The following is a 25,058-nucleotide window of genomic DNA, read 5'->3' as shown; positions in this document are numbered from 1 at the left end:
ACTGATCAACCCCATGGCCTGGTCGACCCCACGGCCTGATCAGTCCCACGACGTCTTCAACTCCGCGGCCTGAGCGCCCCGTTCGGGGCCAGTGCCTGAGGAGAACCGGAGTCGGAGGTCCCGCCCGTCGGGGCCTCCGTCTCGCAGGTGACCGAGAACGGCACCTGGTTCGACTTCGTCTCCTTCGGGGAGCGGACCTCCACACCGATCTCGTTCTCGTACTTTCCTGACGCGTCGTACGTCGTCAGGACGACCGTGTTCTGTTTCGTCCTCCCACTGCCCGCCGGGAACAAGAGGGTCTTCCACCCCGGGTCGGACACCTCACCGGTCTCCGTCACCCAGCGGTACTCCACATCGACCGGTACGACACCCACGGTGAACGTCGCCGTGAAGGTCGGCGCCCCCGCCTGGGGCGGCGGGCAGACGCCGGTGTAGTCGGTGTGCGAGCCAGAGACCGTCACCCGCACGGACTGGCTGGGCGCCGGTGTCGTACCCCCGCCGCCGCCACCCGTGGTCGAGCCGCCGTCGGTCGACCCGCTCGTACCGGAGCCGCCCGTGGTCGAGCCGCCGTCGGTGCCGCCCCCGCCGTTCCCCGCGTCGCCGTTCCCGCCCGTCGTGCCGCCGCCGGTGGTCGCGCCGTCCGAACTGTTGGCCCCGTTCCCTCCGTCGCCGCCGTCGTTATCGCGGTTGATCAGCGCGTAGCTCAGGCCCGCGATGGCCAGGGCGAGAGCGGCCAGGCCCGCGATCATCACGATCATGGCGCGCCGGGGGTGGTCGGGCCGCGAGGTCGTCGTCGTGGCGGTCGGAGTCCGCTGCGGGCCGGACGAGTACGCCGGTACCGGCGAGGGCTGCGTCGCCTCCCCCCGGTCCGGCTGGGGGAACGCCGCGACCGTCGGCGAGTAGGGCGCACCGCCCGCACGGGGAGTGCCGCCGGCCGCGACGAGCCTCAGATCCCGCTCGGCGTCCTCGGCGGACACGCGCTCCGCCGGGTCCTTGCGCAGCAGCCCCTCGATGACCGGCGCGAGCGGGCCCGCCCGGAGCGGCGGCGGCAACTCCTCGTCGACGACCGCGCGCAGGGTGCTGAGCGGGGTGTTCTGGCGGAACGGCGAGTTGCCCTCGACGGCCGCGTACAGGAGCACACCGAGCGACCACAGGTCGGACTCGGGCCCCGGCGTACGGCCGAGCGCCCGCTCCGGGGCGAGGAACTCGGGCGAGCCGATCACCTCGCCGGTCATCGTGAGCGCCGAACTGCCCTCGACCGTGGCGATGCCGAAGTCGGTGAGCACGACACGGCCGTCGTTCGACAGCAGGACGTTGCCCGGCTTCACGTCCCGGTGCAGGACCCCCGCCGCGTGGGCGGCCCGCAGCGCGGCGAGCACCTCCGCGCCGATGTGGGCGGCGCGCTGCGGGGACATGGGACCCTCGGCGTCCAGCGCGTCGGACAGCGCGATCCCGCGGATCAGCTCCATCACGATCCACGGGCGGCCGTCCTCCATCGCCACGTCGTAGACCGTCACCACATTGCGGTTCGAGACCCGGGCGGCGGCCCATGCCTCACGCTCCAGGCGGGCGTACATCCGCTCGGCGTCCGGGCCCGGCAGCCCGCCCGGCGCCCGTACCTCCTTGACGGCGACCTCGCGGTGCAGCACCTCGTCGCGGGCCCGCCACACCGTCCCCATCCCGCCCTCGCCCAGCGGCGAGAGAAGACGGTAGCGGCCCGCGATCACACGTTCACTGCCCGGCTCTTCGGACACGGGCGTCCCCCATTCGCATCCGCACGATTCTGAACAAAAGTAGCTCAACCGAGTGCGGTTGCCGCCCCCTTGAACACCAAACCGGCCCCAAGGGCCACTACGACGAACGCGGATCCGAGGGGCGTGGCCCGGCGGACCAGCGCCGCGGTCTTCCCGCCCGACCAGCGGGCGCCGTTCTCGATGGCCTTCGCGACCTGGCTGCCGACCCTGACCACGGCGAACCCGGCCGCCGTGAGGGTGAGCGCGAGCCCGGCTCCGTACGCCAGGACGAGCAGCAGCCCGAACCAGGCCTTGCCGAGCGCCGCCGCGCCGACGAGCACGACGACCGCGGAGGGGCTGGGGACGAGACCTCCCGCGAAGCCGAGGAGGAGCGTGTCCTTGACCTTGAGGGCGGGGGCGTGCGTATGCGTGTGCGGGTGGGGGTGCGCATGCCCGTGCCCATGACCGTGCTCGTGCTCGTCCCCGTGGCTGTGCTTGTGCTCGTCCCCGTGGTCGTGCTTGTGGTCCTCGCCGTGGTCGTGCGTGGGCGCCGGACCATGGCTGTGCGTATGGCCATGGCTGTGACCGTGACTGTGCGAGTGCCCGTGGCTGTGACCGTGTCCATGGGAATGGCCGTGGCCGTGTTCGCGCTGGCGCCACGCCCGGCGTACGAGGGTCGCGCCGGCCACCGTGACGATGACGCCGCTCAGCACGCCCAGCCAGGCGATCACCGAGGGCGCCGCCGCCGAACCGGCGGTGACCAGGATGCCCAGGGCGACCACGCCGAGGGTGTGGGTGACGGTCACGGAGGCGGCGAGCGGCAACACGTCACGCATCGTCGCGTTGCCGCGGGCGGCGGCCGTGGCGGCCATGATGGTCTTGCCGTGCCCCGGGGCCAGGGCGTGCAGCGCGCCGAGCAGCACGGCGATGCCCAGGGCGAGCGCGGCGAAGCCCAGCGTCAGATCGTGGCGGGACACCAGGTCGTCCAAGGCGCGCGTGAAGCGGTCGGCGCCGCGCGGCAGCACGGACGAGGCGGGCGCGTCGGCGTCCTCCTCGACGAGCGCGGGGCCACCGGGGCGTACGCGCAGCGAGGCGGACGCCGTGTCCGCCGGGGACGACAGCAACTTCGCCGGGTACTTGGTCAGTTCACCCGATACGGACTTCTCGGGTACGTCGGAGGAGGCGAGCGTCATCCGGTCGCCGCGCGCCGTGACCTCGCGCCAGCCAGGACCGTCGTCCACGGAGGCGCGGAAGCGCAGCGCCACGTTCCCGTCGGGCAGCGGGGCCGTCCAACGGCACTCCACACGGAGCGTCTTGAGGCCGGCCTGCCCCGGCCGTACCCGGGCACGGCTCTCCCCGGCGGTCAGCGCGACGGGCTCGCCGTCCACGGTCACCCGGCTCCTCCCGACCGCCGTCTCGCACCGTTCCCGCGCCCAACTGCCCATGCCCGCCTTGTCGATGGCGGGCTGCGCCTGGGTCGCCGGTATCTCCGCGAGGTCCTCCACATGCAGGACCCGCAGCTCCCCGGGGGCGACGACGAGACCGTCGTACCGGTTGACGGTGAAGTTTCCCAGCGGGTGCGCCGAGGCCGTCCCGGAGGGGATCAGCACGAGCGCGCAGACGGCCACGAGCACGGCCACGCAGGACCCGTACGCGCGGCGGCGCACGGACCCGTACGCGCGGCGGCGCACGGTCGTCCTCGACGTCTGAATCGCCCGGGTGAGCCGGGAGCGCAGTCCGCGGAGGGTGGCGGCGCTCACCGGGCACCGCCCAGGGCGGTCAGAGCCTTCTCGGCCTGCCGCGCGCCCACCGGTGAGAAGCCCGGATTGAGCTTCAGCGCCGACGACAGGCTGCCGCGGGCCTCCTTCTCATGGCCCGTGGCGCATTCGATCATGCCGCGGTGGAAGAGGAACATGGCGTCGCGGTAACCGGTCGCCGTGGCGCGCCGGGCATAGGCCAGGGCCTCGTCGTCGCGGCCGTTGACGTGCAGGGCCCAGGCGAGCGCGTCCGCGGTGTGCACGGTGTGCCGCCGCTCCCACTCGGCACGGGCGGCGCGCAGGGCGGCCTCGCGGTCACCGTGGTCCGCCGCCGCGAGGGCGGTGTCCAGATCGGCGTTGACGCCGTTCGCACGGGCCAGCGAGGTCCAGGCGTCGACCAGCGCGTACTGGTCGCGGGCCTTCGCCCGGTCCTGCTCGCCGTCGCGTGCCTCGTACAGTTCGCCGAGTACGACCAGCGGTCCTGGCAGCGGGAAGCGCGCCACGACCTCCTCCATCCCGCGGATCGCGGCCGCCCGGTCACCGTCCGCGGCCTGCGCGCGGGCCCTGCCCTCCAGCGCCGGCAGATAGGTCCCGTCGGCCCGCAGCGCCCGCTCGTAGTACGTCAGCGCCTCCGCGTACTCGCCCTCGCGCCAGGAGAGCTGGCCGAGCGAACCGGCCACGTACGCGATGTCCCCGGGCGCGGTGGCACCGGACAGCGCCTGCTTCAGGACGCGGCGCGCCGTCTTGATGTCGCCGCGCAGCTCACGCACGTAGGCGTACCGGGTGAAGACCGGGACGCCGGGGCGGCGGGAGTCGGCCTCGTCGGCGGCCTTCGCCGCGTCCTTGTAGCGGCCGAGTTCGACGAGGGCGTCGATGCGGACCGACAGCGCGCGCTCGTTGAACGCGTTCTCGTCCAGTGCCTTCTCCGCGTAGGCCAGGGCCTCGGGGAACTCGTGGCGGGCCGCGGCGAGCGCCGCCCGGCCCGCGAGCGCCGGGTCGTTGCCGGGGCTCAGCTTCAGCGACCGTTCCAGCGCGCGCTGCGCCTGCGGATAGCGGGACGGGTCGCCGTTGGTACGGGCCTGTTCGACATAGGCCATGCCGAGCGTGGCCCATCCGCCGGAGTCCTTGGGCTGCGCCTTGAGATGGGACTGCAGTGCGGAGATGCCCGACGCCAGACTGCCGCCCGCCAGCAGTTCGGGGTTGAGGCCGGGCGCCGACGACACCGTGCTCGGGGCGCCGCCGTCCCTGTTGCCCAGCACCACGGCCCCCGCGGTCATCGCGACGGCGAGAGCGACGGCGCAGGCGGCGAGCTGCAGCACCCGCGCCCGCCCGGCTCCCCGGCGCTCCCCGGGACCGGCCGCCGCCCCCGCAGTCTCTGCCGTCCCGGGCGCCCCTGCGGTCTCGGCCGTTTCTGCCGTCCCAGCCGGGTCGGCAACCGCCCCTGCCGTCTCGGCCGGGTCGGCAGCCTCGTCGACGAGGTCCCTCTCCTGCGCGTCGTCGTTGCTACGCGGGGACATTGCGCTCTCCTCAATCGCCATGCTGGACAAGTGGTTCACGTACACGTAGGGGGTGCGGTGAATGCGAGGGGTGGCGCGGCCCGTGCGCCGTGGGGGACGGTTACGCACGGACCGCGCCAGTCAGGGATGCCGGTCGGGAACCCCGGTCAGCCGCGGGTCAGTACGCCCGGCGGCGTCCGCGCCACCAGAGCAGACCCGTGCCGACGAGCAGGAACCCGGCCGCGCCCGAGGCCGCCGAGACGGCGATCAGCGTGGTGTCGTCCATACCGCCCGTACCGGCCGCGCCGGCGGGCTGCAGCGCGTCACCGAGCTGGTTGCGGACGTCGTTCGTGCCGGTCGTGCCCTTGGCCAGCGGCCCGCGCGAACCCGAGGTCGGCTGACCGACGTACGGGAACGTCTTCTCGAACTTCACGTCGTTCTTGTCGACCGCGTCACCCAGGTCGTTCTTGGCGCCGACCAGCTCGCCCTCGACGACCTGCAGCGCGATGTCCAGCACGTCGTCGCCGAGGCGGCGGCCGTTCGGGAAGCCCGCGTTGTCGCCGTCCAGCACACCGAGACGCTTCTCCTCGGCGGCGGGCTTGGTGGAGGTGTTGAGGCGCAGCATCTCCGAAGGACGGACGTTCGGCGGCTGGTTGAGGCCCTCGACGCCCTTCAGGAACACGTCGACCAGGTCGTTGCGGGGCTCGTCGGGTGCCTTGATCTTGTAGATCGCCTCGATGAGCTTCGGCAGCTCGGGCTCGGTGACGTTCTTGAGGAAGTCACCGTCGTTCCAGGGCGCGGACGCGTTGAACTTGTCCTTGTCCTTGATCGGGTTGACGACCTCGTTCACCAGCGGCATGCCGAGACGCGAGACCTGGCGGAAGTGACCGCTCGCGTTCTTGCGCTGCGTCGTCGACCAGATGCCGACGATCGGCTGGTCGGCCGACTCCTGGATCACGTCGTTCGGCAGCTGCAGGGCGACGGAGTTGACGTTGTAGCCCTTGAGGGTGTCGTTGCCGACCTCGGACAGGTTCCCGCCGTACAGCAGGTCGAAGACCCGCAGGTCGAGGAAGAACGGGTCGTCCGCCTGGCCGGCGAACGTGGTCGCCCCGCCCGGCAGTTCGTGCACGGCCTGGGAACGGAGCTTGGCGTAGTCCGGCATGGACGCCTTGCCGACGTTCGACGGCGCGACCGCCACGTCGTCCGCGTACTTCGTCTTCTTGACCAGGTGCTGGTCCTTGAGCTGCAGCAGGTCTATGTCGTAGGTCTGCGTGATGTTGAGGTCCGGGTCGTCGAGGCTCTCGACCGGGCCGGTGTTGTACAGGAAGGTCTTGTCGTTCTTGACGTGCGTCTTGAACGTGTAGCGGAAGACGAGTTCGCCCTGCGCGTCACCGTTGTTGTCGATGTGCAGGTCGTACTGGGCGTCCTCGGCGAACGGGAAGAAGTTCGGTCCGCCGGCCGGCTCCTCGAACGGGATCCAGTTGGCGATGATGGTCGTCGTATCCGGTTTGTCGGGGCTCGCGAACGCGTACACATCCGTGTTGTCGTACTGCGGCTGCCCCGAGATGAGCGGCGCCTCGCGGTGGCTGGAGGCGCTCGCCGCCCCCGGTTCGAGCGCGGTCGCGCCGACGGCCGCGAGCCCGCCGGTGGCCAGCGCACCGCAGACAAGGGTCGCGAGGCTCCTGCGTCCCACGAACCCGCTGGTGAAAGGTGTCATGCCGTCCGTCCTCTGTCCCAAAGCTGTGTTCCGGCGGTGATGCGGCGGAAGCGGCCTGTCGAGTGGTCCGCTCCCACGCCCGTACCGCGTCGGTGGGTGATGCCTGATGCACGCCATTCGGAGCCGGGTGGAATAAGGATTGGTTCGGGTTTCACCCGCGTTTTCGAGCGGCTGATCCGTAACCCCATCCGACGGCGTTCCTGCGCCGAATACGCAAGGACGGGACGAGCCGTTCAGACCGGCGAAGGGGGAAACGGGTGGAGGCGGACGAACTTCTGGTGCTCGTGGCCACAGGCGACCAGAAGGCCTTCGAGGAGCTGTACGCCGTGGTGTCCGGGCCGGTCTTCGGGCTGGTACGACGGGTGGTGCGGGACCCGGCCCAGTCCGAGGAGGTGGCGCAGGAGGTGCTTCTCGAACTGTGGCGGTCCGCTGCGCGCTACGACCCCGGCCGCGGCAGCGCGCTCGCCTGGGTGCTGACCCTCGCGCACCGCAGGGCCGTCGACCGGGTCCGCAGCGCCCGCTCCGCCACGGAACGCGAACTGCGTATGGCCCGGCGCGCGAACGGCCCCGCCTTCGACCATGTCGCCGAGGAGGTCGAGGCCGGCCTCGAACGGGAGTGGGTACGCCGCTGCCTGGATCGGCTCACCGCCCTGCAACGACAGTCCGTCACCCTCGCCTACTACGACGGCTACACCTACCGTGAAGTGGCCGAACGGCTCTCCCTGCCGCTCGGCACGGTCAAGACCCGCATGCGCGACGGACTCACCCGGCTGCGCGACTGCCTCGGAGGTGTGGCATGAGCGTCCTCCGCCGCGGCGAACTGCACTCGCTGGCCGCCCCGTACGCCCTCGACGCCCTGGAACCCCATGAGCACAAGCGATTCGAGAAGCACCTGAAGCGCTGCGACCACTGCGCCGCCGAAGTGCGCGCCCTGCGCGAGGACGCGGTGCGCCTCGCCTGGTCCACGGCCGCCCCGGCCCCCGCCGCGATGCGCGACCGGGTCCTGACGGCCATCCGGACGACCCCTCAGGAGCCGGCCGCCGCGGAACCCCCGGCCCGCGCGCGCGTGGAGCGTCCGCCCTCCCGGGCCCGCCGCTCACCCTTCTCGGCCTTCCTCATCCCGCTCGCCTCCACCACGGCCGCCGCCGCCCTCGTCGTCGCCGCGCTCTTCGGCATGCAGGCGTCCCGGACGCAGGACGAGCTGAGCGAACAGCGGGCACAGGCACGTGAGATCGCCCACGTTCTGGCGGCGCCGGACGCACGGGCCGGCACCAGACGGGACGCGAACGGCCAGGGCATCGGCGTCGTCGCGTCCGCCTCCCAGAAGACCGCCGTCGTCACCTCGGCCGGTCTCGGAGCACCGCCGGGCAAGCGGGTCCACCAGCTGTGGCTCATGCGGCCGGAGGGGAAACCGCGCTCCCTGGGGCTCCTGGACGGCGACACGCCCTTGATTGCCACCGGACTCAACACGGACGCGACCTCACTCGCTGTCACCGTCGAGCCGGACGGCGGCTCTCCGCAGCCCACCACCGCACCGGTTGTCCAACTCGCCCTGAAATCGCTTGGATTCGGAGAGTAATCGTCAACCCCCTTTGCGGGTAGGTGAATCCCGTGCCCGGGATACACGAGTGTGATGAGGGAGCGATAGGGTTAACCTGCCCGGGCCGGGTGCCCTCGTATGGGTGGGGAGTGACATGGAACAGATAACAGTGCGTGGCAGGGCGCGAGTCCCTGCGATCACGTGTGGGAGCAGCGCGACCAGTTCGCGCCTCGACCGCCATCTTTCGGTGATGGGTGGCCCTGCCATCCCTCAGCGTGAGGCGGCCGAGGCGACGTCTCTGATGCGCGAACTGACCGCACGTGACACCGCGCACGACCGCACCGGCAGGAGTGCGCGAGTGAGGCGGGTCTCGCTCTTCGCACCGCTGCGCCGGCTGCGCCGTTCCCTGTTCGGCGGCCGCTGACAGGCGACCCCGGTCGCTGACAGGCGGCCGAATCCGAGCAGGACCAGCAGAATCGGCAGGACCAGCAGAACCCCGACCCGCGCTCAGGCGGACACACCGTCCCGGCGCAGTGCTGCGATCTCATCGTCCGTCATCCCCACGGCACGCAGCACCGCCTCGGTGTGTTCCCCGAGTGCGGGTACGGGCCCCATCCGCGCCGCCTCCCCGCCCGGCAGCGTGATGGGCGGCAGCAGAGCCCTGAGCGGCCCGACCGGTGACGACACCTCTCGCCACCGGTCCCTGGCCGCCAGCTGCGGATGCTCCGCCACGTCCGACACGTCCCTCAGCAGCGCGCAGGCGATCCCGGCCGCCTCAAGACGCGCCATCGCCTCCTCCGCGGTGAGCGCCGCGAGCGCCGCGGCGACCAGCGCGTCGGTACGGTCCCGGTGCTCGACCCGGGCCGCGTTCGTCCCGTACGCCGGATCACGGGCCAGCTCCGGACGCTCCAGCACCTGTTCGGCGAGACGGCACCACTCCCGGTCGTTCTGCACCGACAACAGCACGCGCCCGCCGTCACCCGTCGGATAGCCGTCGTACGGGGCGATGACGGCGTGCGCGAGCCCGGTGCGCGCCGGGGCGGTGCCTCCGTGCATCGCGTGGTGCAGGGGATGCCCCATCCACTCGGCCAGGGCGTCCAGCATCGCCACCTCCACCGGCCCGCCGCGCCCGGTCGTCCCGCGCCGCACCAGCGCCGCGAGCACCCCCGAGAACGCGTACATCGCCGCAGCGATGTCGGCCGCCGGAATGCCGGCCTTGACCGGCCGCTCCGCGGTCCCGGTCACGGACACGAGCCCGGCCTCGCACTGCACGAGCATGTCGTAGGCGCGCTTGTCGGCGTACGGCCCCGAGGACCCGTACCCCGAGATGTCCACGGCGATCAGCCGCGGGTGCGCGGCGCACAGGGTGGCCGCGTCGAGGCCGAGGCGGGCGGCGGCACCCTGCGCGAGGTTCTGTACGAAGACATCGGCACCGGCCACCAGGCGGCGCACCACGTCGAGTCCGCGCGGGTCCTTCAGATCGAGGGCGACGGACTCCTTGCCGCGGTTGCACCACACGAAGTGCGAGGCGAGCCCGCCCGCCGCGGTGTCGTAGCCGCGCGCGAAGTCGCCGCCGTCGAGGCGCTCGACCTTGATGACCCGCGCCCCGAGATCGGCGAGCTGCCGGGTGGCGAAGGGCGCGGCGACGGCCTGCTCGACGGCGACGACGGTGATGCCCTCCAGGGGCAGGGGAAGCGGCTGCATGCGGGGGATCATGACCCGCGGGCGGCGGCTTTGTCCTGCGTGGGCCGAGGGGTCGGGGCGGCGGTCGGTTGGGCGGCTGCGGGCCCGTGGGGGCCGGTCGCGCAGTTTCCGGTGCCCCTTAAAAGCAAAAGACTGCGCCGTTCCCCGCGCCCCTTTGGGGCGGGGCTGCGCCCTCTGAAGGGGTTACAGCAGGGTGAACTGGCCCTCTGGGCCCTCTTCCTCGTGGGTCAGGACCGAGGCTGGGGCCTGCGTGGGGGTGGGGGGTGGGAGTACGCCCGCCTTGTGCAGGTCCGCCGTGGTGACGGGAGCCGTCCGCACCGGCAACTCCGCTCGCTGCGACCGCAGTTCGGAGAGCAGCGTGAGGACCGTCACCAGTTCCAGGAGGTCGGAGGTCCAGGTCTGGGGCCAGGTCGAGGGCCGGACGGCCTCCAGCGTGCCGGGCTCGGGGCGGGTGATCCGGTTGCCGAACCACTGGTCCAGGACGCGGACGCCGCCGACCTCGAAGTCCCAGGCCGCGGGCGGGACGGGGGAGATACGGCCCTCGTCGAGGTGCAGGGTCTCCTCCTCGCGGTCGTAGCGCGGTTCGAGCGGGAGGGGCGGGAGCGGAGCCCGTACATACGGGCGGCGTCCGCCGGGGAGCTTGGGGCGCTCACCGTCGCGGCGCATCAGCCGCAGCATGCCATGGCCCAACTCGGTTCCGTGCGCCCACAGTTCGGGATCGGCCGTGAGCGGGACGGCCACCCCGCGTGGTCCTCGCTCGGCGACCGCGACCGTCCAGGCGAGGACGTCGAGCGGGGCGGGGGAGTGGCCGAGGCGCACGGCCAGGAGGTCCAGCAGGCCCGGCGTCAGGTTCGGTTCGAGGCCGCCGGGGCGCCGGTACAGGGGATGGACGCGGCCGGGGCGGGCGACGGGGGCCGCCTTCGTCCCGGGCGTCCTCGGCTGCGGCGGGACCATCGGCAGCACCGACGCGACGAGGAGCGCCGGTCCGTCGGGCGAGGGCTGCTCGACCGCGAACACCTGGTGCTCGTCGGCCACCCGCCACAGCTCAGGACGCGCCGCGTCGATCAGCCGGTGGTCGGGGATCAGCCACTGCTCGTCGAACGGGCCGGTCTGCACCCGGACCGGCTCCGCGCAGGGGCCCGAGGCGCGCGCCAGCCGGCCCGTACCGGAGGACTGGCCGGGCAGCTGCGCCACGGCCGAGTGCAGGGTCCGTGCGCGGGTGGCGCCGAACAACGCCTCCCGGTCGGGCCCCTCGGCCTTCACCAGGGCGTCCCACCGCGCTTTCAGGGATGCCGCGTCGGGCGCCGCCGGCCACGCCCGGCCCAGCCGGGGAGGTGCGACGGACCACGGCATGAGGTCCGCGAGCAGCGGAGCGTCGTCGGGCGTCACGCCCGGCATCGTACGACGTGGCCCTCGGCCGGCGTCCGGGTCCCGCACGGTCAGTGGGCGTCGAGGGTGACCGTGAACGAGAAACGGTCGCCCCGGTAGTGGATACGGACCACGTCGAGCGCCTGGCCGTCCGCGCCGTGCACGATGCCCGTGTAGTGCAGGATCGGGCTCAGCAGCGGCACCTGCAGCAGCCGGGCGGTCTCCGGGTCGGCGAGCCGCGCCTCGACGGTGTCGGTGATCTGGCCGATGCGCGCCCCCGCCACATCCCGCAGGACCTTGGTCATGGGCCAGCGGACCAGGTCCTCCGGAGCGAACAGGGCCGCCAGCTCCGGCCGCACGTAGTTGCGGGCGTGGTTGGTCGGTTCGCCGGTCTTCTCGTCGCTGCGCAGCCGGTGGTACGTCGCCACCTCCGTCAGATCCGGGAAGTACGCGGAGAGTTCGCCGGACACGGGCTCGCTGCCGTGGTCCAGCAGCTCCGTCGTCATGCCCGACTGCTGGGCCACGATGGCGTCCACCGAGCCGAGGAGGCGGACCGGCGCGCCCCGCAGGGCGCTCGGCTCGATGAACGTGCCGCGTCTGCGGTGCCGGGTGATGAGCCCCTCGTCCTCCAGCTCCTTGAGCGCCTGCCGCATGGTCAGCACGCTCACCCCGTAGTGCTCCGCCAGCCGTTCCTCGGTGGGCAGGCGCAGCGGGTCCTGCGCGGACCGCCCGAGTATCGAGGCGCGCAGGGACTGAGACACCTGATACCAGAGCGGCAGCTTGCGGTTCAGGACGATCGAGTCGGGCGCGAAGGAGGTCACGAGGGTATCCGTACCGGTCGCGGGCGTTCGGTGCAACGGGTGGTGGTGGAGGGCCCCGGGGACCTCGGGGCCCTCACGGTCGGTCGAGCGGTCCGCCGGGCGGGCCGTCGGGGTGCCGGTCGAGCCGCCCGTCGAGCCGCCCGTCGACGGGCCTGAAGTGCCGCTGGAGGCCTTGCCACACGTCGTCGTACGCCGTCTGCAGATGCTCCGCGCGGGCGGCCTGCGCGGTGGCGGTGACCGGCCAGCGCGTCTCGAACATGAAGGCCAGACCGTCGTCGACCTTCTGCGGTCGCAGCTCGGCGGCGCTGGCCCGCTCGAAGGTCTCCCGGTCGGGGCCGTGCGCGGACATCATGTTGTGCAGCGAGCCACCGCCCGGCACGAACCCCTCCGCCTTCGCGTCGTACGCGCCTTCGATGAGCCCCATGTACTCGCTCATCACGTTCCGGTGGAAGTAGGGCGGCCGGAAGGTGTCCTCGCCCACCAGCCAGCGCGGCGCGAAGACCACGAAGTCGACCCCGGCGAGACCCGGGGTGTCGGACGGCGACGTCAGCACGGTGAAGATCGACGGGTCGGGATGGTCGTAGCTGATGGTGCCGATCACATTGAAGAGGCGCAGATCGTAGGTGTACGGCACATGGTTGCCGTGCCAGGCCACTACATCCAGCGGCGAGTGGTCGTACATCGCGGTCCACAGGTTGCCGCAGAACTTGTTGACCACCTCCACGGGCGCCGCCGTGCTCCCGTCGCCCTCGTCGTCCTCGTACGCGGCGACCGGGGCCCGGAAGTCCCGGGGGTTGGCGAGACCGTTGGCGCCGATCGGGCCGAGGTCGGGGAGCTGGAAGGGCGCGCCGTAGTTCTCGCACACGTACCCGCGGGCGGTCGGGCCGGCCGGGTCCGCCGCGTCGTCGGAGGCGCTGCCCAGCAACTCCACACGGAAGCGCACCCCACGGGGGATCAGCGCCACATGTCCCGGCTCCACATGCAGCAGCCCGAACTCGGTGCGCAGCAGCAGCCCCCCGTGTTCGGGCACGATCAGCAGCTCGCCGTCGGCGTCGCTGAACACGCGCCGCATCGAGGAGTTGGCGTGATAGAGGTGCACGGCCATGCCGGTGCGCTGAGCGACGTCGCCGTTGCCGCCGAGGGTCCACAGGCCCGCCAGGAAGTCCGTGCCCGGCGCCGGCTCCGGCAGCGGGTTCCAGCGCAGCCGGTTCGGGTCGGGCACCGACTCCGTGAAGGGGGCCGAGCGCAGGGTGCCGTTGTCCGTGCGGGTGAAGGCGGGGTGCGCGGCCGACGGGCGGATGCGGTACAGCCACGAGCGGCGGTTGTGCGCCCGCGGCTCGGTGAACGCCGATCCGCTCAGCTGTTCCGCGTACAGCCCGAGCGGGACCCGCTGCGGTGAGTTGCGGCCGTGCGGGAGTGCGCCCGGGACCGCCTCCGAACTGTGTTCGTTGCCGAACCCCGAGAGATACGTCAGCGCCTCGGCGGTCTTCCGCAGTGCCGTGGCGCCGTTGCGCGCGTCCCCGCTCATGACTGATCGCTCCCTCGTTCTGATTCCTATGCATCACCGTAGGATTCGGTGAATCGGTGCGCAAGGGGGAGGGGGTCGGGCCCTGGCGGGAGAGGGCTGAATCGCGCCAGATCCGCCGGGGTGGCCGGGAGTGGTGCCCGGGAGCCCGACTCGGCCCAAGAACCCGACTCCAGGGGGATCCGGCTGTCGGAGCGGTGTTCTAATCTCCCGGCATGTCGTGGACGCGCGTATTCCTCACCGCGCTCGCGGTCTGTGCCCTGTTCGGTGCTCTGCTCGTCGGAGCGACGGGCTGCGGGTCCGACGGCGCGCGCGAGGACGACAACGTCAGACCGTCACCGGTGGGCAAGGTGCTGAAGGACACGGACGAGGAGGGGCGGCACTACCGTGAGATCGACGAGAAGAGCGCACCCGAGGTCGAGATCGAGATACAGCCGGCCGTGGACGGGGACGCCGGTGATGGCGGCGAGGCCGGCGATGCCGACGACGGCTGGGACGTCCGGCTGACCGTCCGCGACTTCCGCTTCTCGCCGGCCGGCACGGCGAAGAAGGCCGAACCGGGTCGCGGTTACGCGCTGCTCCGGCTGGACGGCCGCCCCCTGTCCGTGCTCCGGGGCCCGGACCACCACCTCGCGGCCGACGTCGTCTCGCGCGGCACCCATCAGGTGACGGTGCGCCTGCACGCCGACGACGACACGGTCTGGGCCGTCGACGGAGAGCCGGTCGCCAGCACGGCGGACATCACGGTGTCGGACCCGGGTCCGACACCGACCGGCCCGCGGACGAGTGGGGCACCGCCCGCGTCCGAGCCTGCGACCGAGTCGGCGTCCGGGTCCGGGTCCGACGCCGGGTCCGATGCCGGGTCCGCGACCGACGGCTTGGCGCTTGCGGCGGCTCCGGTGGCCCCGGCGGCCCTGGCGGTCGGTTCGCGTGGCTCGGCGCCGATGGTTGGGGGCGGGGTGCCCATGGGGTTGCCGTTCGGCGAGGTGGCCTTGGGGGCAGCGCCCAGCGGGTGACTCGGGCCCCCGGCGTCCCGCCTCCCGCTCCCGCCTCCTGCGTCCGTGAGCGGCGGTGCGTGACCAACACTGCCTGCGGTGTGCGGCTTGCGGCTTTCGCGGGTGGTGGCGCGTCCCGGCGGTCTCAGGGAGTGGCGGGGGACGGCTTGATCCCTTCGCGGGCGGCGGCGCGGCCCGCGGCCTCTGCCGCCCGCTGGGCATCACACGACCGTGACCAGCGCCGTACGCGGCCCGGCCCGGCTCGGTCCCGGTGCCGCGTCCCGTGGCAAGTCGCACGCGGGGTTGGATGAGTGGTACGGGCACCGACTTCGTACCCAAGGGCAAGGTTCACCGGACCCAGGCGGAAAGGCATCATGAAGCCCGTGCCCCATGCGACCTCGCTGCGCCGCGCGCCCGTCCAGCGCCGTAGCGCCGAACGACTCACCCGTATCCTCGACGCCTGCGCCGACCTCCTGGACGAGGTCGGCTACGACGCCCTGAGCACCCGCGCGGTCGCCCTGCGCGCCGGAGTGCCCATCGGGTCCGTCTACCGGTTCTTCGGCAACAAGCGGGCCATGGTCGACGCGCTCGCCCAGCGCAACCTGGACATCTACACCGAGCGTGTCACCCGCCGCCTCCAGGAGACCGGCAGCGGAGCGGGCTGGCGGGTGGCCATGGACGCGGTCCTCGACGAGTACCTCGGCATGAAGCGCACCGCGCCCGGCTTCTCCCTCGTCGACTTCGGCAACCAGATACCCGTCGGCACGCGTGACGCCGAGCCCAACACCCGCGTCGCCGACCGGCTGACCGACATGCTCTCGGCCTATCTCGACCGCGCCCCCGACGACGACCTCCGGCGCATCTTCCTCATCGCCGTCGAGGCCGCCGACACCCTCGTCCAACTCGCCTTCCGCCTTGACCCGGCGGGCGACGAACGGGTCATCGAGGAGACACGAGAGCTGCTGCGGGCGTACCTCTCACGCTCACTCGACTGATCGACGCGCGCCGGCCGTGCGCGTGTACGGCCGATCGCGAACCCGCTCGGCCGCGCATCCGCCGCACGGCGCGAGCGCGTTCAGCCCGCCAACCCCGGGCTACGCGAACATCCGCAGCCCGCAGCCCGGGTCCGCAGCCCGGGTCCGCAGCCCGGGTCCGCAGCCCGGGTCCGTATCCGGAGCTAGGAGCCCCGCTGCAGTCACCGGCCCCCGGAAACGGGCCCCCGCCCGAAGCCCGGTCCCGAGCCCGGAGCCTCGCTGCCCTCATCCGTCCCGCGCGGCCGGGTCCCGCACCCGGAGCCGGGAGCGCCGCGCCCCGCTTCCGCCCCCAGCCCAGAACCCTGCCACCCCGCGCCCCCGGTGTCGCGAATTTGCGACCCGACCCCCGTACCCCCTCCCCACCGTCCATACCGGTCGGTATGCTCGGCCCGGTCAGAGCGCCACCGTTGTCGCCATCCCCTCCGGGAGGACCCGTGTCCACCACCGCCGACTCCCGCTCCCACTCCAGCTCACGCACAGCCCTGCGTATCTGCCCGCTCTGCGAGGCCACCTGCGGGCTGACGCTCACCATCGAGGGGACCCGGGTGACGAGCGCGCGCGGGGACCGTGACGATGTGTTCAGCCAGGGGTTCATCTGCCCGAAGGGCGCGTCGTTCGGGGCCGCCGACGGTGATCCGGACCGCCTGCGCACCCCCCTCGTCCGCAAGGACGGCGAGTTGCGCGAGGCCACCTGGGAGGAGGCATTCGACGCCGTCGCCGCCGGACTGCGCCCGGTCGTCGAGCGGCACGGCCCGCACTCCGTCGGAGCCGTCCTCGGCAACCCGAACGTGCACACCATGGCCGGCGCCCTCTACCCGGCCGTCCTGCTCTCCGGCCTCGGTACGCACAGCGTCTTCACCGCGTCCACGCTCGACCAGATGCCCAAGCACGTCTCCAGCGGTCTCCTCTACGGCGACGCGAACGCGATCCCCGTACCCGATCTGGACCACACCGACCACCTGCTGCTGATCGGCGCCAACCCCCTGGAGTCCAACGGGAGCCTGTGCACCGCACCCGACTTCCCCGGCAAGCTCAAGGCCCTCAAAGCGCGCGGCGGCACCCTCACCGTCATCGACCCGCGCCGCACCCGCACCGCCAAGCTCGCCGACCGGCACGTCGCCGTCCGCCCCGGGACCGACGCCCTCCTCCTCGCCGCCATGGCGTACGTCCTTTTCGAGGAAGGGCTCACCGACCTCGGGCATCTGGACGGACTGGTCCAGGGCCTCGGTGAACTGCGGCACGCCGTACGGGACTTCACCCCCGAGGCCGCCGCCGAAGCGTGTGACGTGGACGCCGACACCATCCGCGCGCTCGCCCGTGAGCTGGCCGCCGCGCCCACCGCCGCCGTATACGGCCGCATCGGCAGCTGCACCGTCCCGCACGGCACCCTCGCCAGCTGGCTGGTCGACGTCCTCAACATCCTCACCGGCAACCTCGACCGGCCCGGCGGCGCCCTCTTCCCGCAGGCCGCCACCGACCGCACGCCCCGCCCCGCGGGACCCGGCCGCGGCTTCGCACTCGGCCGCTGGCACAGCCGCGTGAGCAGTCACCCGGAGGCCAAGGGCGAGCTGCCCCTCGCCGCGCTCGCCGAGGAGATCGACACCGCCACCCAGGAGGGCGAGCCGATCCGCGCCCTCGTCGTCATCGCCGCCAACCCCGTCCTGTCCGCCCCCGACGGCGACCGCCTCGACAAGGCCCTCGACTCGCTCGACTTCATGGTCAGCGTCGACCCGTACCTCAACGAGACCTCCCGCCACGCCCACGTCGTGCTGCCGCCGCCCCCGCCCTCGCAGAGCCCGCACCACGACTTCGCCTTCAACACCCTCGCCGTACGCAACCAGGTCCGCTACACCCGCGCCGCCGTCCCTCTGGAACCCGGCAGGATGGCCGAGACGGAGATCCTCGCCCGGCTCGTCCTCGCCGCGACCGGTATGCACGGCGCCGACCCCTCCGCCGTCGACACCCTGGTCATCGACCAGACCCTCGGCAAGGCCGTCAGGGAACCGCACTCCCCGGCGCACGGCCGCGACCCCCGCGAACTCGCCGCCGCCCTCACCGGCGACACCGGCCCCGAGCGCCGCCTCGACATGATGCTGCGCCTCGGCCCGTACGGCGACGGATTCGGCGCCCGCCCCGACGGCCTGAACCTGCAGAGACTGCTGGCCGCGCCCCACGGCATCGACCTCGGGCCGCTCCAGTCGCGCCTGCCGGGCCCCCTCAAGACCCGCAGCGGTCTCGTCGAACTGCTCCCGCACCCCCTCGCCGACGACCTCCCGCGCCTGCGCGACGCCCTCCGGGAGCGTCCCGACGGCCTCGTCCTGGTCGGCCGCCGTCACCTGCGCTCCAACAACAGCTGGATGCACAACATCCCCGCCCTCACCGGCGGCACCAACCGCTGCACCCTGCACATCCACCCCGACGACGCCGAACGCCTCGGCGCCGTCGACGGGGCACCCGTACGCGTGAAGGGCGCCGGGGGAGAGGTCGTCGCCCCCGCCGAGATCACCGACTCCGTACGGCGCGGGGTGGTGAGCCTGCCGCACGGCTGGGGACACGACCGGCCCGGCACCCGGCTGCGCCACGCCACCGCGGACCCCGGCGTCAACGTCAACCAGCTCCTGGACGGCAGCCTGCTCGACCCGCTGTCCGGCACGGCCGTCCTCAACGGCGTACCCGTCGAGATCACCCCGGCAGGCAGCAGGCCATGACTGACACGAACCCTGTGACCAGGAGTTTTGCGCTTATTGCTCTCGTGTCAACATCTTGTTAAGACTTGTCGAGCCGACCTAACGTCACTCGAACCGCCGTCCCTGGTGGGAGTTCAAGGGCGAACGTTAGGTATCCACTCATGCTGACCATCCTCGGCTTCACCATGATCGCGACCTTCCTGGTCCTGATCATGATGAAGAAGATGTCGCCGATCGCGGCGCTGGTGCTGATCCCGGCACTCTTCTGTGTGTTCGTCGGAAAAGGCGCCCACCTCGGCGACTACGTCATCGAAGGGGTGGGCACCCTCGCGCCCACCGCCGCGATGCTGATGTTCGCCATCGTGTACTTCGGCGTCATGATCGACGTCGGCCTCTTCGATCCGGTCGTCCGGGGCATCCTCAAGTTCTGCAAGGCCGACCCGATGCGCATCGTCGTCGGTACGGCCCTGCTCGCCGCGATCGTCTCCCTGGACGGCGACGGCTCGACCACCTTCATGATCACGGTCTCGGCGATGTACCCCTTGTACAAGCGCCTCAAGATGAGCCTCGTGGTGATGACCGGTGTCGCCGCCACCGCCAACGGCGTGATGAACACCCTGCCCTGGGGCGGTCCGACGGCCCGCGCCGCCACCGCGCTCAAGCTCGACGCCGGCGACATCTTCGTCCCGATGATCCCGGCGCTCGCCGTCGGCCTGGTCGCCGTCATCGCCCTCTCGTACGTTCTCGGCCTGCGCGAGCGCAAGCGCCTCGGCGTGCTGAGCCTGGCCGACGTCCTGGAGACGGAGAAGGAGAGGGAGAGGGAGAAGGGGACGGCTGACGGGACCGAGACCGAGATCGCGACCGAGACCGAGACGGTGCTGGTCGGTGCGGGTGCGGGTGCGGGTGCCGGTGCCTCCGGCGGCTCGGGTGGTGTCGGTGGCGGCAAGGTGCGGTTCGCCAAGAGCACGGGCGCGCCCGGCTCAGGCACCGACGCCCCGTCCGAGGACGAGTCCGAGGGTGAGGCCGAAGAGGACGACGACGTACGCCTCCAGGGCCTCGACCCCAACCGCGCGACCCTGCGTCCCAAGCTGTACTGGTTCAACGCGCTGCTCACGGCGGTCCTGCTCACCGCCATGATCATGGAACTGCTGCCGATCCCGGTCCTGTTCCTGCTCGCCGCCGCGCTCGCCCTGACGGTCAACTTCCCGAACATCCCGGACCAGCGCGAGCGGCTCGCCGCGCACGCCGACAACGTCCTCAACGTCTCCGGCATGGTCTTCGCCGCCGCCGTCTTCACCGGCGTCCTCCAGGGCACCGGCATGGTCGACTCCATGGCCAAGTGGCTCGTCGACGGCATCCCCGACGGCATGGGCCCGCACATGGCCGTCGTCACCGGAGCCCTGAGCCTGCCGCTCACCTACTTCATGTCGAACGACGGCTTCTACTTCGGTGTCCTGCCGGTCCTCGCCGAGGCCGGTGCCGCGCACGGTGTCTCACCGCTGGAGATCGCCCGCGCCTCCCTCGTCGGCCAGCCGCTGCACATGTCGAGCCCGCTGGTCCCGGCCGTGTACGTGCTGGTCGGCATGGCCAAGGTCGACTTCGGCGACCACACCAAGTTCGTGGTCAAGTGGGCCGCCCTCACCTCACTCGTGGTGCTCGGATCCGGAATCCTGTTCGGCATCATCTGACCCGCCCCCAGGCCGATCGCAACCGATGGAGAACGACACCATGAGGCCCGGCAGGAACCGCGGCTGGCTGCTCCGCCTGGTCATCGCCTTCAGCTTCGCGCAGGGGGCGGTGTCCATGGCACGGCCCGCCGTCTCCTACCGGGCCCTCGCGCTGGGCGCCGACGAGCGGGCCATCGGCGTGATCGCCGGGGTGTACGCCCTGCTGCCGCTGTTCGCCGCCGTACCCCTCGGACGCCGCACCGACCACGGCCGGTGCGCCCCGCTGCTCCCGGTCGGCGTCGTCCTGATAGCCGGGGGTTGCGCCCTCAGTGGTACGGCGGACTCCCTCACCGCGATGGCGGCCTGGAGCGGGGTGATGGGCCTCGGGCACCTGTCCTTCGTGATCGGCGCCCAGTCGCTCGTGGCCCGTCAGTCCGCGCCGCACGAACAGGACCGCAACTTCGGCCACTTCACCATCGGCGCCTCGCTCGGCCAGTTCGTCGGACCGATCGCCGCGGGCGTCCTGATCGGCGGCCCCGACATGGCGGGCACCAGCGCCCTCGCCCTGCTGGTCGCGGGCGGCGTCGCGGCGTTCTCGTTCGTCTCCCTGTGGCGCATCGAGCACCGTACGCCGTCCATGTCCCGCGGTGGACAGGGCCCGCGCGTGCCCGTGCACCGCATCCTGCGCACCCGGGGCGTGCCCGCGGGCATCTTCATCAGCCTCGCCGTGCTGTCCGCGACGGACATCCTCACCGCGTACCTGCCGGTGGTCGGCGAACACCGGGGCATCGCGCCCTCCGTCATCGGCCTGCTGCTCAGCCTGCGCGCGGCGGCCACCATCGCCTGCCGGCTGGTGATGACGCCGATGCTGCGGCTGCTGGGCCGGGCCGCGCTGCTCACCACGACCTGTCTGCTGGCGGCCCTGCTGTGCGCCGGGATCGCGTTGCCCGTGCCGGTCTGGGCGCTCGCCGTGATCCTCGCCGCGCTCGGCTTCTGCCTGGGCGTCGGCCAGCCCCTGTCCATGACGACGGTCGTCCAGGCCGCCCCGGACGGCGCCCGCTCCACCGCCCTCGCCCTGCGGCTGACGGGCAACCGGCTCGGCCAGGTCGCGGCGCCCGCCACCGCGGGCCTGATCGCCGGAGTCGCGGGCGTGGCCGCGCCGTTCGTGATGCTCGGGGCGCTGCTGCTGATCGCCTCGGGGCTGGGCCTGCGGCAGGGCCGCCCGGCCGCGGGATCCGTGGAACCGAACGGACCCGCCGGACCCGTAGGCCCCGCCGGACCGGCCGGACTCACGGGGCCCGCCGGATCGGCCGGACCGGCAGGACTCGCCGGATCCGAAACGGTCGCGGGCCGGGACGCGCCCCCGCCGCCGCCCTCGCCCTCGCCTGAACTGGAGAAACGCCGAACGGGCCGCGGTGGCGCCTGAGTTGCGGCGATTCGAGGTGTTCAAGGGGTTCCCCGGGGCCTGCGCGGTCCGTTAGCTTCCGTGACTCATGGGTCTCGTACGTATCCGGCGTATCCGCCGTATCCGAACGAGCCGTCCGACCGCGGAGCACCAGCGCCCCGTGAGCCCCCGGGGGTCACGTCTCATGCCACGTGCCGTCTCTCTCGACCAGGTGAGCAAGTCCTACACGCAAGGCGTCCGTGTGGTGCAGCGGCTGTCGCTCGACATCGAGCCCGGCGAGTTCCTGGTGCTGCTCGGCCCCTCCGGCTGCGGCAAGTCGACCGTGCTGAGGATGATCGCCGGACTTGAGGAGCCCACCGAGGGAGAGGTGCGGCTCGACGGGGAGTACGCCAACCATCTCGCGCCCGCCGAGCGGGACATGGCGATGGTCTTCCAGAACTACGCGCTCTACCCGACCATGAACAGCCGCGCGAACATCGGCTTCCCCCTGCGGATCGAGGATCCCGGCCGGGATCCGGGGCCGCGGGTGCAGGCCACGGCACGGATGCTCGGCATCGAGGACCTGCTGGACCGGTTCCCCCACCAGCTCTCCGGCGGGGAACGCCAGCGCGTGGCCATGGGCCGGGCCATCGCCCGGCACCCGTCCGCCTTCCTGATGGACGAGCCGCTGGCCAACCTGGACGCCAAGCTGCGCAGCCATCTGCGGGCCGAGATAGCCCGGCTCACCCGGGATCTGGACGTCACGACGCTGTACGTCACCCACGACCAGGCGGAGGCGATGTCGCTCGGCGACCGGGTGGCCGTCCTGCGCGGTGGCGTGCTCCAGCAGGTCGACACCCCGCGGACGGTGTACGCGCTGCCGGAGAACGTCTTCGTAGCCGCGTTCATCGGCACTCCCCGGATCAACCTGCTCCGCGGTGTCGTCCTCGCCCCGCTCGACGGGGCCATGTCGATCGGTCTGGGCCGCCAGGCACTGGTCCTCCCCGAACCCCTCTCCCCGGACCACCGGCTGCTCCGGGTGCAGCAGGGGCGTGAGGTCATCGTCGGGCTGCGCTCGGAGGCCGTACGCCTCGCCCGGCCCACGCGGGCCCGGCCCGGGGAGGTGGCGATGAGCGGGCTCGTCGAGCATGTGGAGTTCCAGGGGCACGAGGTGCTGGTCCATCTCGACACCGGTTCGCAGCCGGCGCTCGTACCGGATCTGGAGGCGCCACGTCCGGTGTCCCGGCCGGGTGGGCGGCGCCGGCGGGAGGGCGGGGTTCTCGACCGGTTGCGGGGGCGGGCGGCGGGGGCGCTGCGGGCGGGGCCCGTCGTGGTGCTGGAGCATCCCGGGGACGCGGGGCCTGCGCGGCCGGCGGAGCCGTTGTCGGGGGAGGCGCGGTTGCCGGGGGACCTCATCGTGCGTACGACGCCGGATCACGCGCTTCGGCCGGGCATGCAGGTGCCGCTCCTGGTGGACCTCGCCCACCTGTTCGTCTTCGACCACGACGGCATACGCATCTCCCCCACCCCGACCCACCTCCCGGACTTACAGTCCTGACCCCTCGTGAACGGCTGCCCCCTCCCGCGAGCCACCACCTGCGCAGTTCCCCGCGCCCCTGGGGGTGAGTGGGGCTGGGCGTGCGCTACCGGGCGCGGGCGCGCTGCGGCTGGCTGCGCAGTTCCCCGCGCCCCTGAGGTGGGTGGGGCTTGGCGCATGTCGGCAGGTGCGGGTGGGCTGTGGCTGGCTGCGCAGTTCCCCGCGCCCCTAAAAGATGAACCCGCGCTCCCAGAGAGACGAGCAATCCCGACGCACCCCCACCCCCTAAGGGGCGCGGGGAACGGCGCGGGCAACGACGATGGACCCGCACCCATCGTTTCGGGTCAGCCTCCACTCACCCGGGGCGCGGGGAACGGCGCGGGTGACCGCGAGGTACCCGCACCCGTCGTTTCGGGTCAGCCTCCACTCACCCGGGGCGCGGGGAACGGCGCGGGTGACCGCGAGGTACCCGCACCCGTCATTTGGGGCCAGCCCCCACCCACCCAGGGGCGCGGGGAACGGCGCGGGTAAGCACGATGGACCCGCACCCCCCGAGGGCCAACAACCCCGCCGCAGCCCCACCCCTGGTGGGTGAAAACTAACAGCGCTAGTTTGTAGCGCGGGCGACAGTTAGGTTGGGGGCAAGGACGATGACGCCCCACCCCGGGAGGACTCCATGAAGGCACACGACGGCATGTACATCGACGGCGCCTGGCGCCCCGCAGCCGGGACGGACACGATCGCCGTCGTGAACCCGGCCGACGAACAGGTCATCGCCCACGTCCCGGCCGGCACGATCGAGGACGTGGACGCGGCCGTACGCGCCGCCCGCACCGCCTTCCCGGCCTGGGCCACCACCCCGCCCGAAGAACGCGCCGCCCGCATCGGCGCCCTCCGCGACGTCCTCGTCGCCCGCAAGGACGAGATCGCCGAGACGGTCACCGCCGAACTCGGCTCACCGCTGAAGTTCTCCCAGGCCGTACACGTCGGCGCCCCCATCGCGGTCGCCGGCTCGTACGCCGACCTCGCCGCCTCGTACGCCTTCGAGGAGAAGGTCGGCAACTCGACCGTCTACCTCGAACCCGTCGGCGTCGTCGGCGCCATCACCCCCTGGAACTACCCCCTGCACCAGATCGTCGCCAAGGTCGCCCCCGCCCTCGCGGCCGGCTGCACGGTCGTGCTCAAGCCCGCCGAGGACACCCCGCTGACCGCGCAGCTCTTCGCGGAGGCGGTCCACGAAGCGGGCGTACCGGCCGGTGTCTTCAACCTCGTCACCGGCCTGGGCCCGGTCGCCGGCCAGGCACTCGCCGAGCACGAGGGTGTGGACCTGGTCTCCTTCACGGGCTCCACCGCCGTCGGCCGGCAGATCGGCGCGACGGCGGGCGCGGCCGTCAAGCGCGTCGCCCTCGAACTGGGCGGCAAGTCCGCCAACGTCATCCTGCCGAGCGCGGACCTCGCCAAGGCCGTGAACGTCGGCGTCGCCAACGTGATGTCCAACTCCGGCCAGACATGCAGCGCCTGGACCCGCATGCTGGTGCACGACTCGCAGTACGAAGAGGCCGTGACCCTGGCCGCCGACGCCGCCGCGAAGTACGGCGAGCGCATCGGCCCGGTCGTCAACGCCAAGCAGCAGGAACGCGTGCGCGGCTACATCGAGAAGGGCGTCAGCGACGGCGCGCGGCTCGTCGCCGGCGGCCCCGAATCCCCGCAGCCGCAGGGCTACTTCGTCAGCCCCACCGTCTTCGCGGACGTCACCCCCGAGATGGCGATCGCCCAGGAGGAGATCTTCGGCCCGGTCCTGTCGATCATTCGGTACGAGGACGAGGCGGACGCGCTCCGCATCGCCAACGGCACGGTGTACGGGCTCGCGGGAGCCGTCTGGGCCGGAGAGGAGTCGGAGGCGGTGGCCTTCGCGCGCCGCCTCGACACCGGACAGGTGGACATCAACGGCGGACGCTTCAACCCCCGGGCCCCCTTCGGCGGTTACAAGCAGTCGGGCGTCGGCCGCGAACTCGGCTCGCACGGCCTGTCCGAGTACCTCCAGACCAAGTCCCTCCAGTTCTGACCGAGTCCATCCTGTTCTGACCGATCCC

Annotated in this window: 17 protein-coding genes and 1 pseudogene; 10 read left to right on the top strand and 8 right to left on the bottom strand. The window is 72.3% G+C overall.

The features are described from left to right. Positions 1 to 56: 56 nt before the first annotated feature. The 4 genes from IE278_RS35035 to IE278_RS35020 form a co-directional block, all read right to left on the bottom strand. Positions 57 to 1,754 (bottom strand): serine/threonine-protein kinase, encoded by a 1,698-nt coding sequence (locus IE278_RS35035; protein WP_189778532.1) that lies wholly within the window; start codon positions 1,752 to 1,754, stop codon positions 57 to 59. 44 nt (positions 1,755 to 1,798) lie between these two features. After that, positions 1,799 to 3,400, bottom strand: a complete 1,602-nt coding sequence (locus tag IE278_RS35030; RefSeq protein WP_189778562.1) for a HoxN/HupN/NixA family nickel/cobalt transporter — start codon at positions 3,398 to 3,400, stop codon at positions 1,799 to 1,801. Positions 3,401 to 3,489: 89 nt separating this feature from the next. Beyond that, entirely contained in the window at positions 3,490 to 5,007 is a 1,518-nt protein-coding gene (locus IE278_RS35025) for a tetratricopeptide repeat protein (protein ID WP_189778531.1), read from the bottom strand. Positions 5,008 to 5,164: 157 nt separating this feature from the next. Next, positions 5,165 to 6,703: a DUF4331 domain-containing protein gene (locus IE278_RS35020; protein WP_189778529.1), complete on the bottom strand. Its 1,539-nt coding sequence runs from the start codon at positions 6,701 to 6,703 to the stop codon at positions 5,165 to 5,167. 209 nt (positions 6,704 to 6,912) lie between these two features. Between IE278_RS35020 and IE278_RS35015 the strand changes: the two genes are divergently transcribed. The 3 genes from IE278_RS35015 to IE278_RS35005 all read left to right on the top strand — a co-directional run bounded on the left by IE278_RS35015 (position 6,913) and on the right by IE278_RS35005 (position 8,667). After that, positions 6,913 to 7,503: a sigma-70 family RNA polymerase sigma factor gene (locus tag IE278_RS35015; protein WP_189778560.1), complete on the top strand. Its 591-nt coding sequence runs from the start codon at positions 6,913 to 6,915 to the stop codon at positions 7,501 to 7,503. Then, complete coding sequence (locus tag IE278_RS35010) at positions 7,500 to 8,282, top strand: anti-sigma factor (protein WP_189778527.1); 783 nt, start codon at positions 7,500 to 7,502, stop codon at positions 8,280 to 8,282. The genes IE278_RS35015 and IE278_RS35010 overlap by 4 nt, the downstream gene beginning before the upstream one ends. 115 nt (positions 8,283 to 8,397) lie before the next feature. After that, on the top strand, positions 8,398 to 8,667 hold the full coding sequence (locus IE278_RS35005; protein ID WP_107021126.1) for a hypothetical protein: 270 nt from the start codon (positions 8,398 to 8,400) through the stop codon (positions 8,665 to 8,667). Between the two features lie 83 nt (positions 8,668 to 8,750). Here the strand turns inward: IE278_RS35005 and IE278_RS35000 are convergent, their stop codons facing one another. From IE278_RS35000 to hmgA, 4 genes and pseudogenes are all read right to left on the bottom strand, one after another. Further along, complete coding sequence (locus tag IE278_RS35000; RefSeq protein ID WP_189778525.1) at positions 8,751 to 9,959, bottom strand: CaiB/BaiF CoA transferase family protein; 1,209 nt, start codon at positions 9,957 to 9,959, stop codon at positions 8,751 to 8,753. Between the two features lie 171 nt (positions 9,960 to 10,130). After that, positions 10,131 to 11,345 (bottom strand): type ISP restriction/modification enzyme, encoded by a 1,215-nt coding sequence (locus IE278_RS34995; protein ID WP_189778523.1) that lies wholly within the window; start codon positions 11,343 to 11,345, stop codon positions 10,131 to 10,133. Positions 11,346 to 11,386: 41 nt separating this feature from the next. Continuing rightward, positions 11,387 to 12,136, bottom strand: a complete 750-nt coding sequence (locus IE278_RS34990) for a GntR family transcriptional regulator (protein WP_189778521.1) — start codon at positions 12,134 to 12,136, stop codon at positions 11,387 to 11,389. Positions 12,137 to 12,281: 145 nt separating this feature from the next. Further along, positions 12,282 to 13,664: pseudogene (gene hmgA / locus IE278_RS34985) on the bottom strand (homogentisate 1,2-dioxygenase); the annotation flags it as partial. A 212-nt stretch (positions 13,665 to 13,876) separates the two neighbouring features. Here hmgA and IE278_RS34980 point away from each other — a divergent pair. From IE278_RS34980 to IE278_RS34950, 7 genes are all read left to right on the top strand, one after another. Beyond that, positions 13,877 to 14,677 carry a nuclear transport factor 2 family protein gene (locus IE278_RS34980; RefSeq protein WP_308434958.1) on the top strand — a complete coding sequence of 267 codons (801 nt, stop codon included), beginning with the start codon at positions 13,877 to 13,879 and terminating at the stop codon, positions 14,675 to 14,677. 353 nt (positions 14,678 to 15,030) lie between these two features. Further along, positions 15,031 to 15,651 (top strand): TetR/AcrR family transcriptional regulator, encoded by a 621-nt coding sequence (locus IE278_RS34975; RefSeq protein WP_189778518.1) that lies wholly within the window; start codon positions 15,031 to 15,033, stop codon positions 15,649 to 15,651. 419 nt (positions 15,652 to 16,070) lie between these two features. Continuing rightward, positions 16,071 to 18,398 carry a molybdopterin oxidoreductase family protein gene (locus tag IE278_RS34970; RefSeq protein ID WP_189778516.1) on the top strand — a complete coding sequence of 776 codons (2,328 nt, stop codon included), beginning with the start codon at positions 16,071 to 16,073 and terminating at the stop codon, positions 18,396 to 18,398. 140 nt (positions 18,399 to 18,538) lie between these two features. Then, the gene (locus IE278_RS34965; RefSeq protein WP_189778514.1) at positions 18,539 to 20,065 is read left to right on the top strand and encodes a CitMHS family transporter; all 1,527 of its coding nucleotides are present in this window, start codon (positions 18,539 to 18,541) and stop codon (positions 20,063 to 20,065) included. Between the two features lie 40 nt (positions 20,066 to 20,105). Beyond that, on the top strand, positions 20,106 to 21,470 hold the full coding sequence (locus tag IE278_RS34960) for an MFS transporter (protein WP_189778512.1): 1,365 nt from the start codon (positions 20,106 to 20,108) through the stop codon (positions 21,468 to 21,470). Positions 21,471 to 21,633: 163 nt separating this feature from the next. After that, positions 21,634 to 22,986 carry an ABC transporter ATP-binding protein gene (locus IE278_RS34955; RefSeq protein WP_189778510.1) on the top strand — a complete coding sequence of 451 codons (1,353 nt, stop codon included), beginning with the start codon at positions 21,634 to 21,636 and terminating at the stop codon, positions 22,984 to 22,986. 655 nt (positions 22,987 to 23,641) lie between these two features. Continuing rightward, a complete protein-coding gene (locus tag IE278_RS34950; protein WP_189778507.1) occupies positions 23,642 to 25,030 on the top strand; it encodes an aldehyde dehydrogenase family protein in 1,389 nt (462 codons plus the stop codon). Positions 25,031 to 25,058 lie beyond the last annotated feature (28 nt).

The sequence above is a fragment of the Streptomyces tauricus genome (assembly GCF_014650955.1).
GTDB lineage: Bacteria > Actinomycetota > Actinomycetes > Streptomycetales > Streptomycetaceae > Streptomyces > Streptomyces tauricus.
The sequence above is the reverse complement of the archived record's forward strand: the minus strand, read 5'-3'. Positions and strand labels throughout refer to the sequence as shown.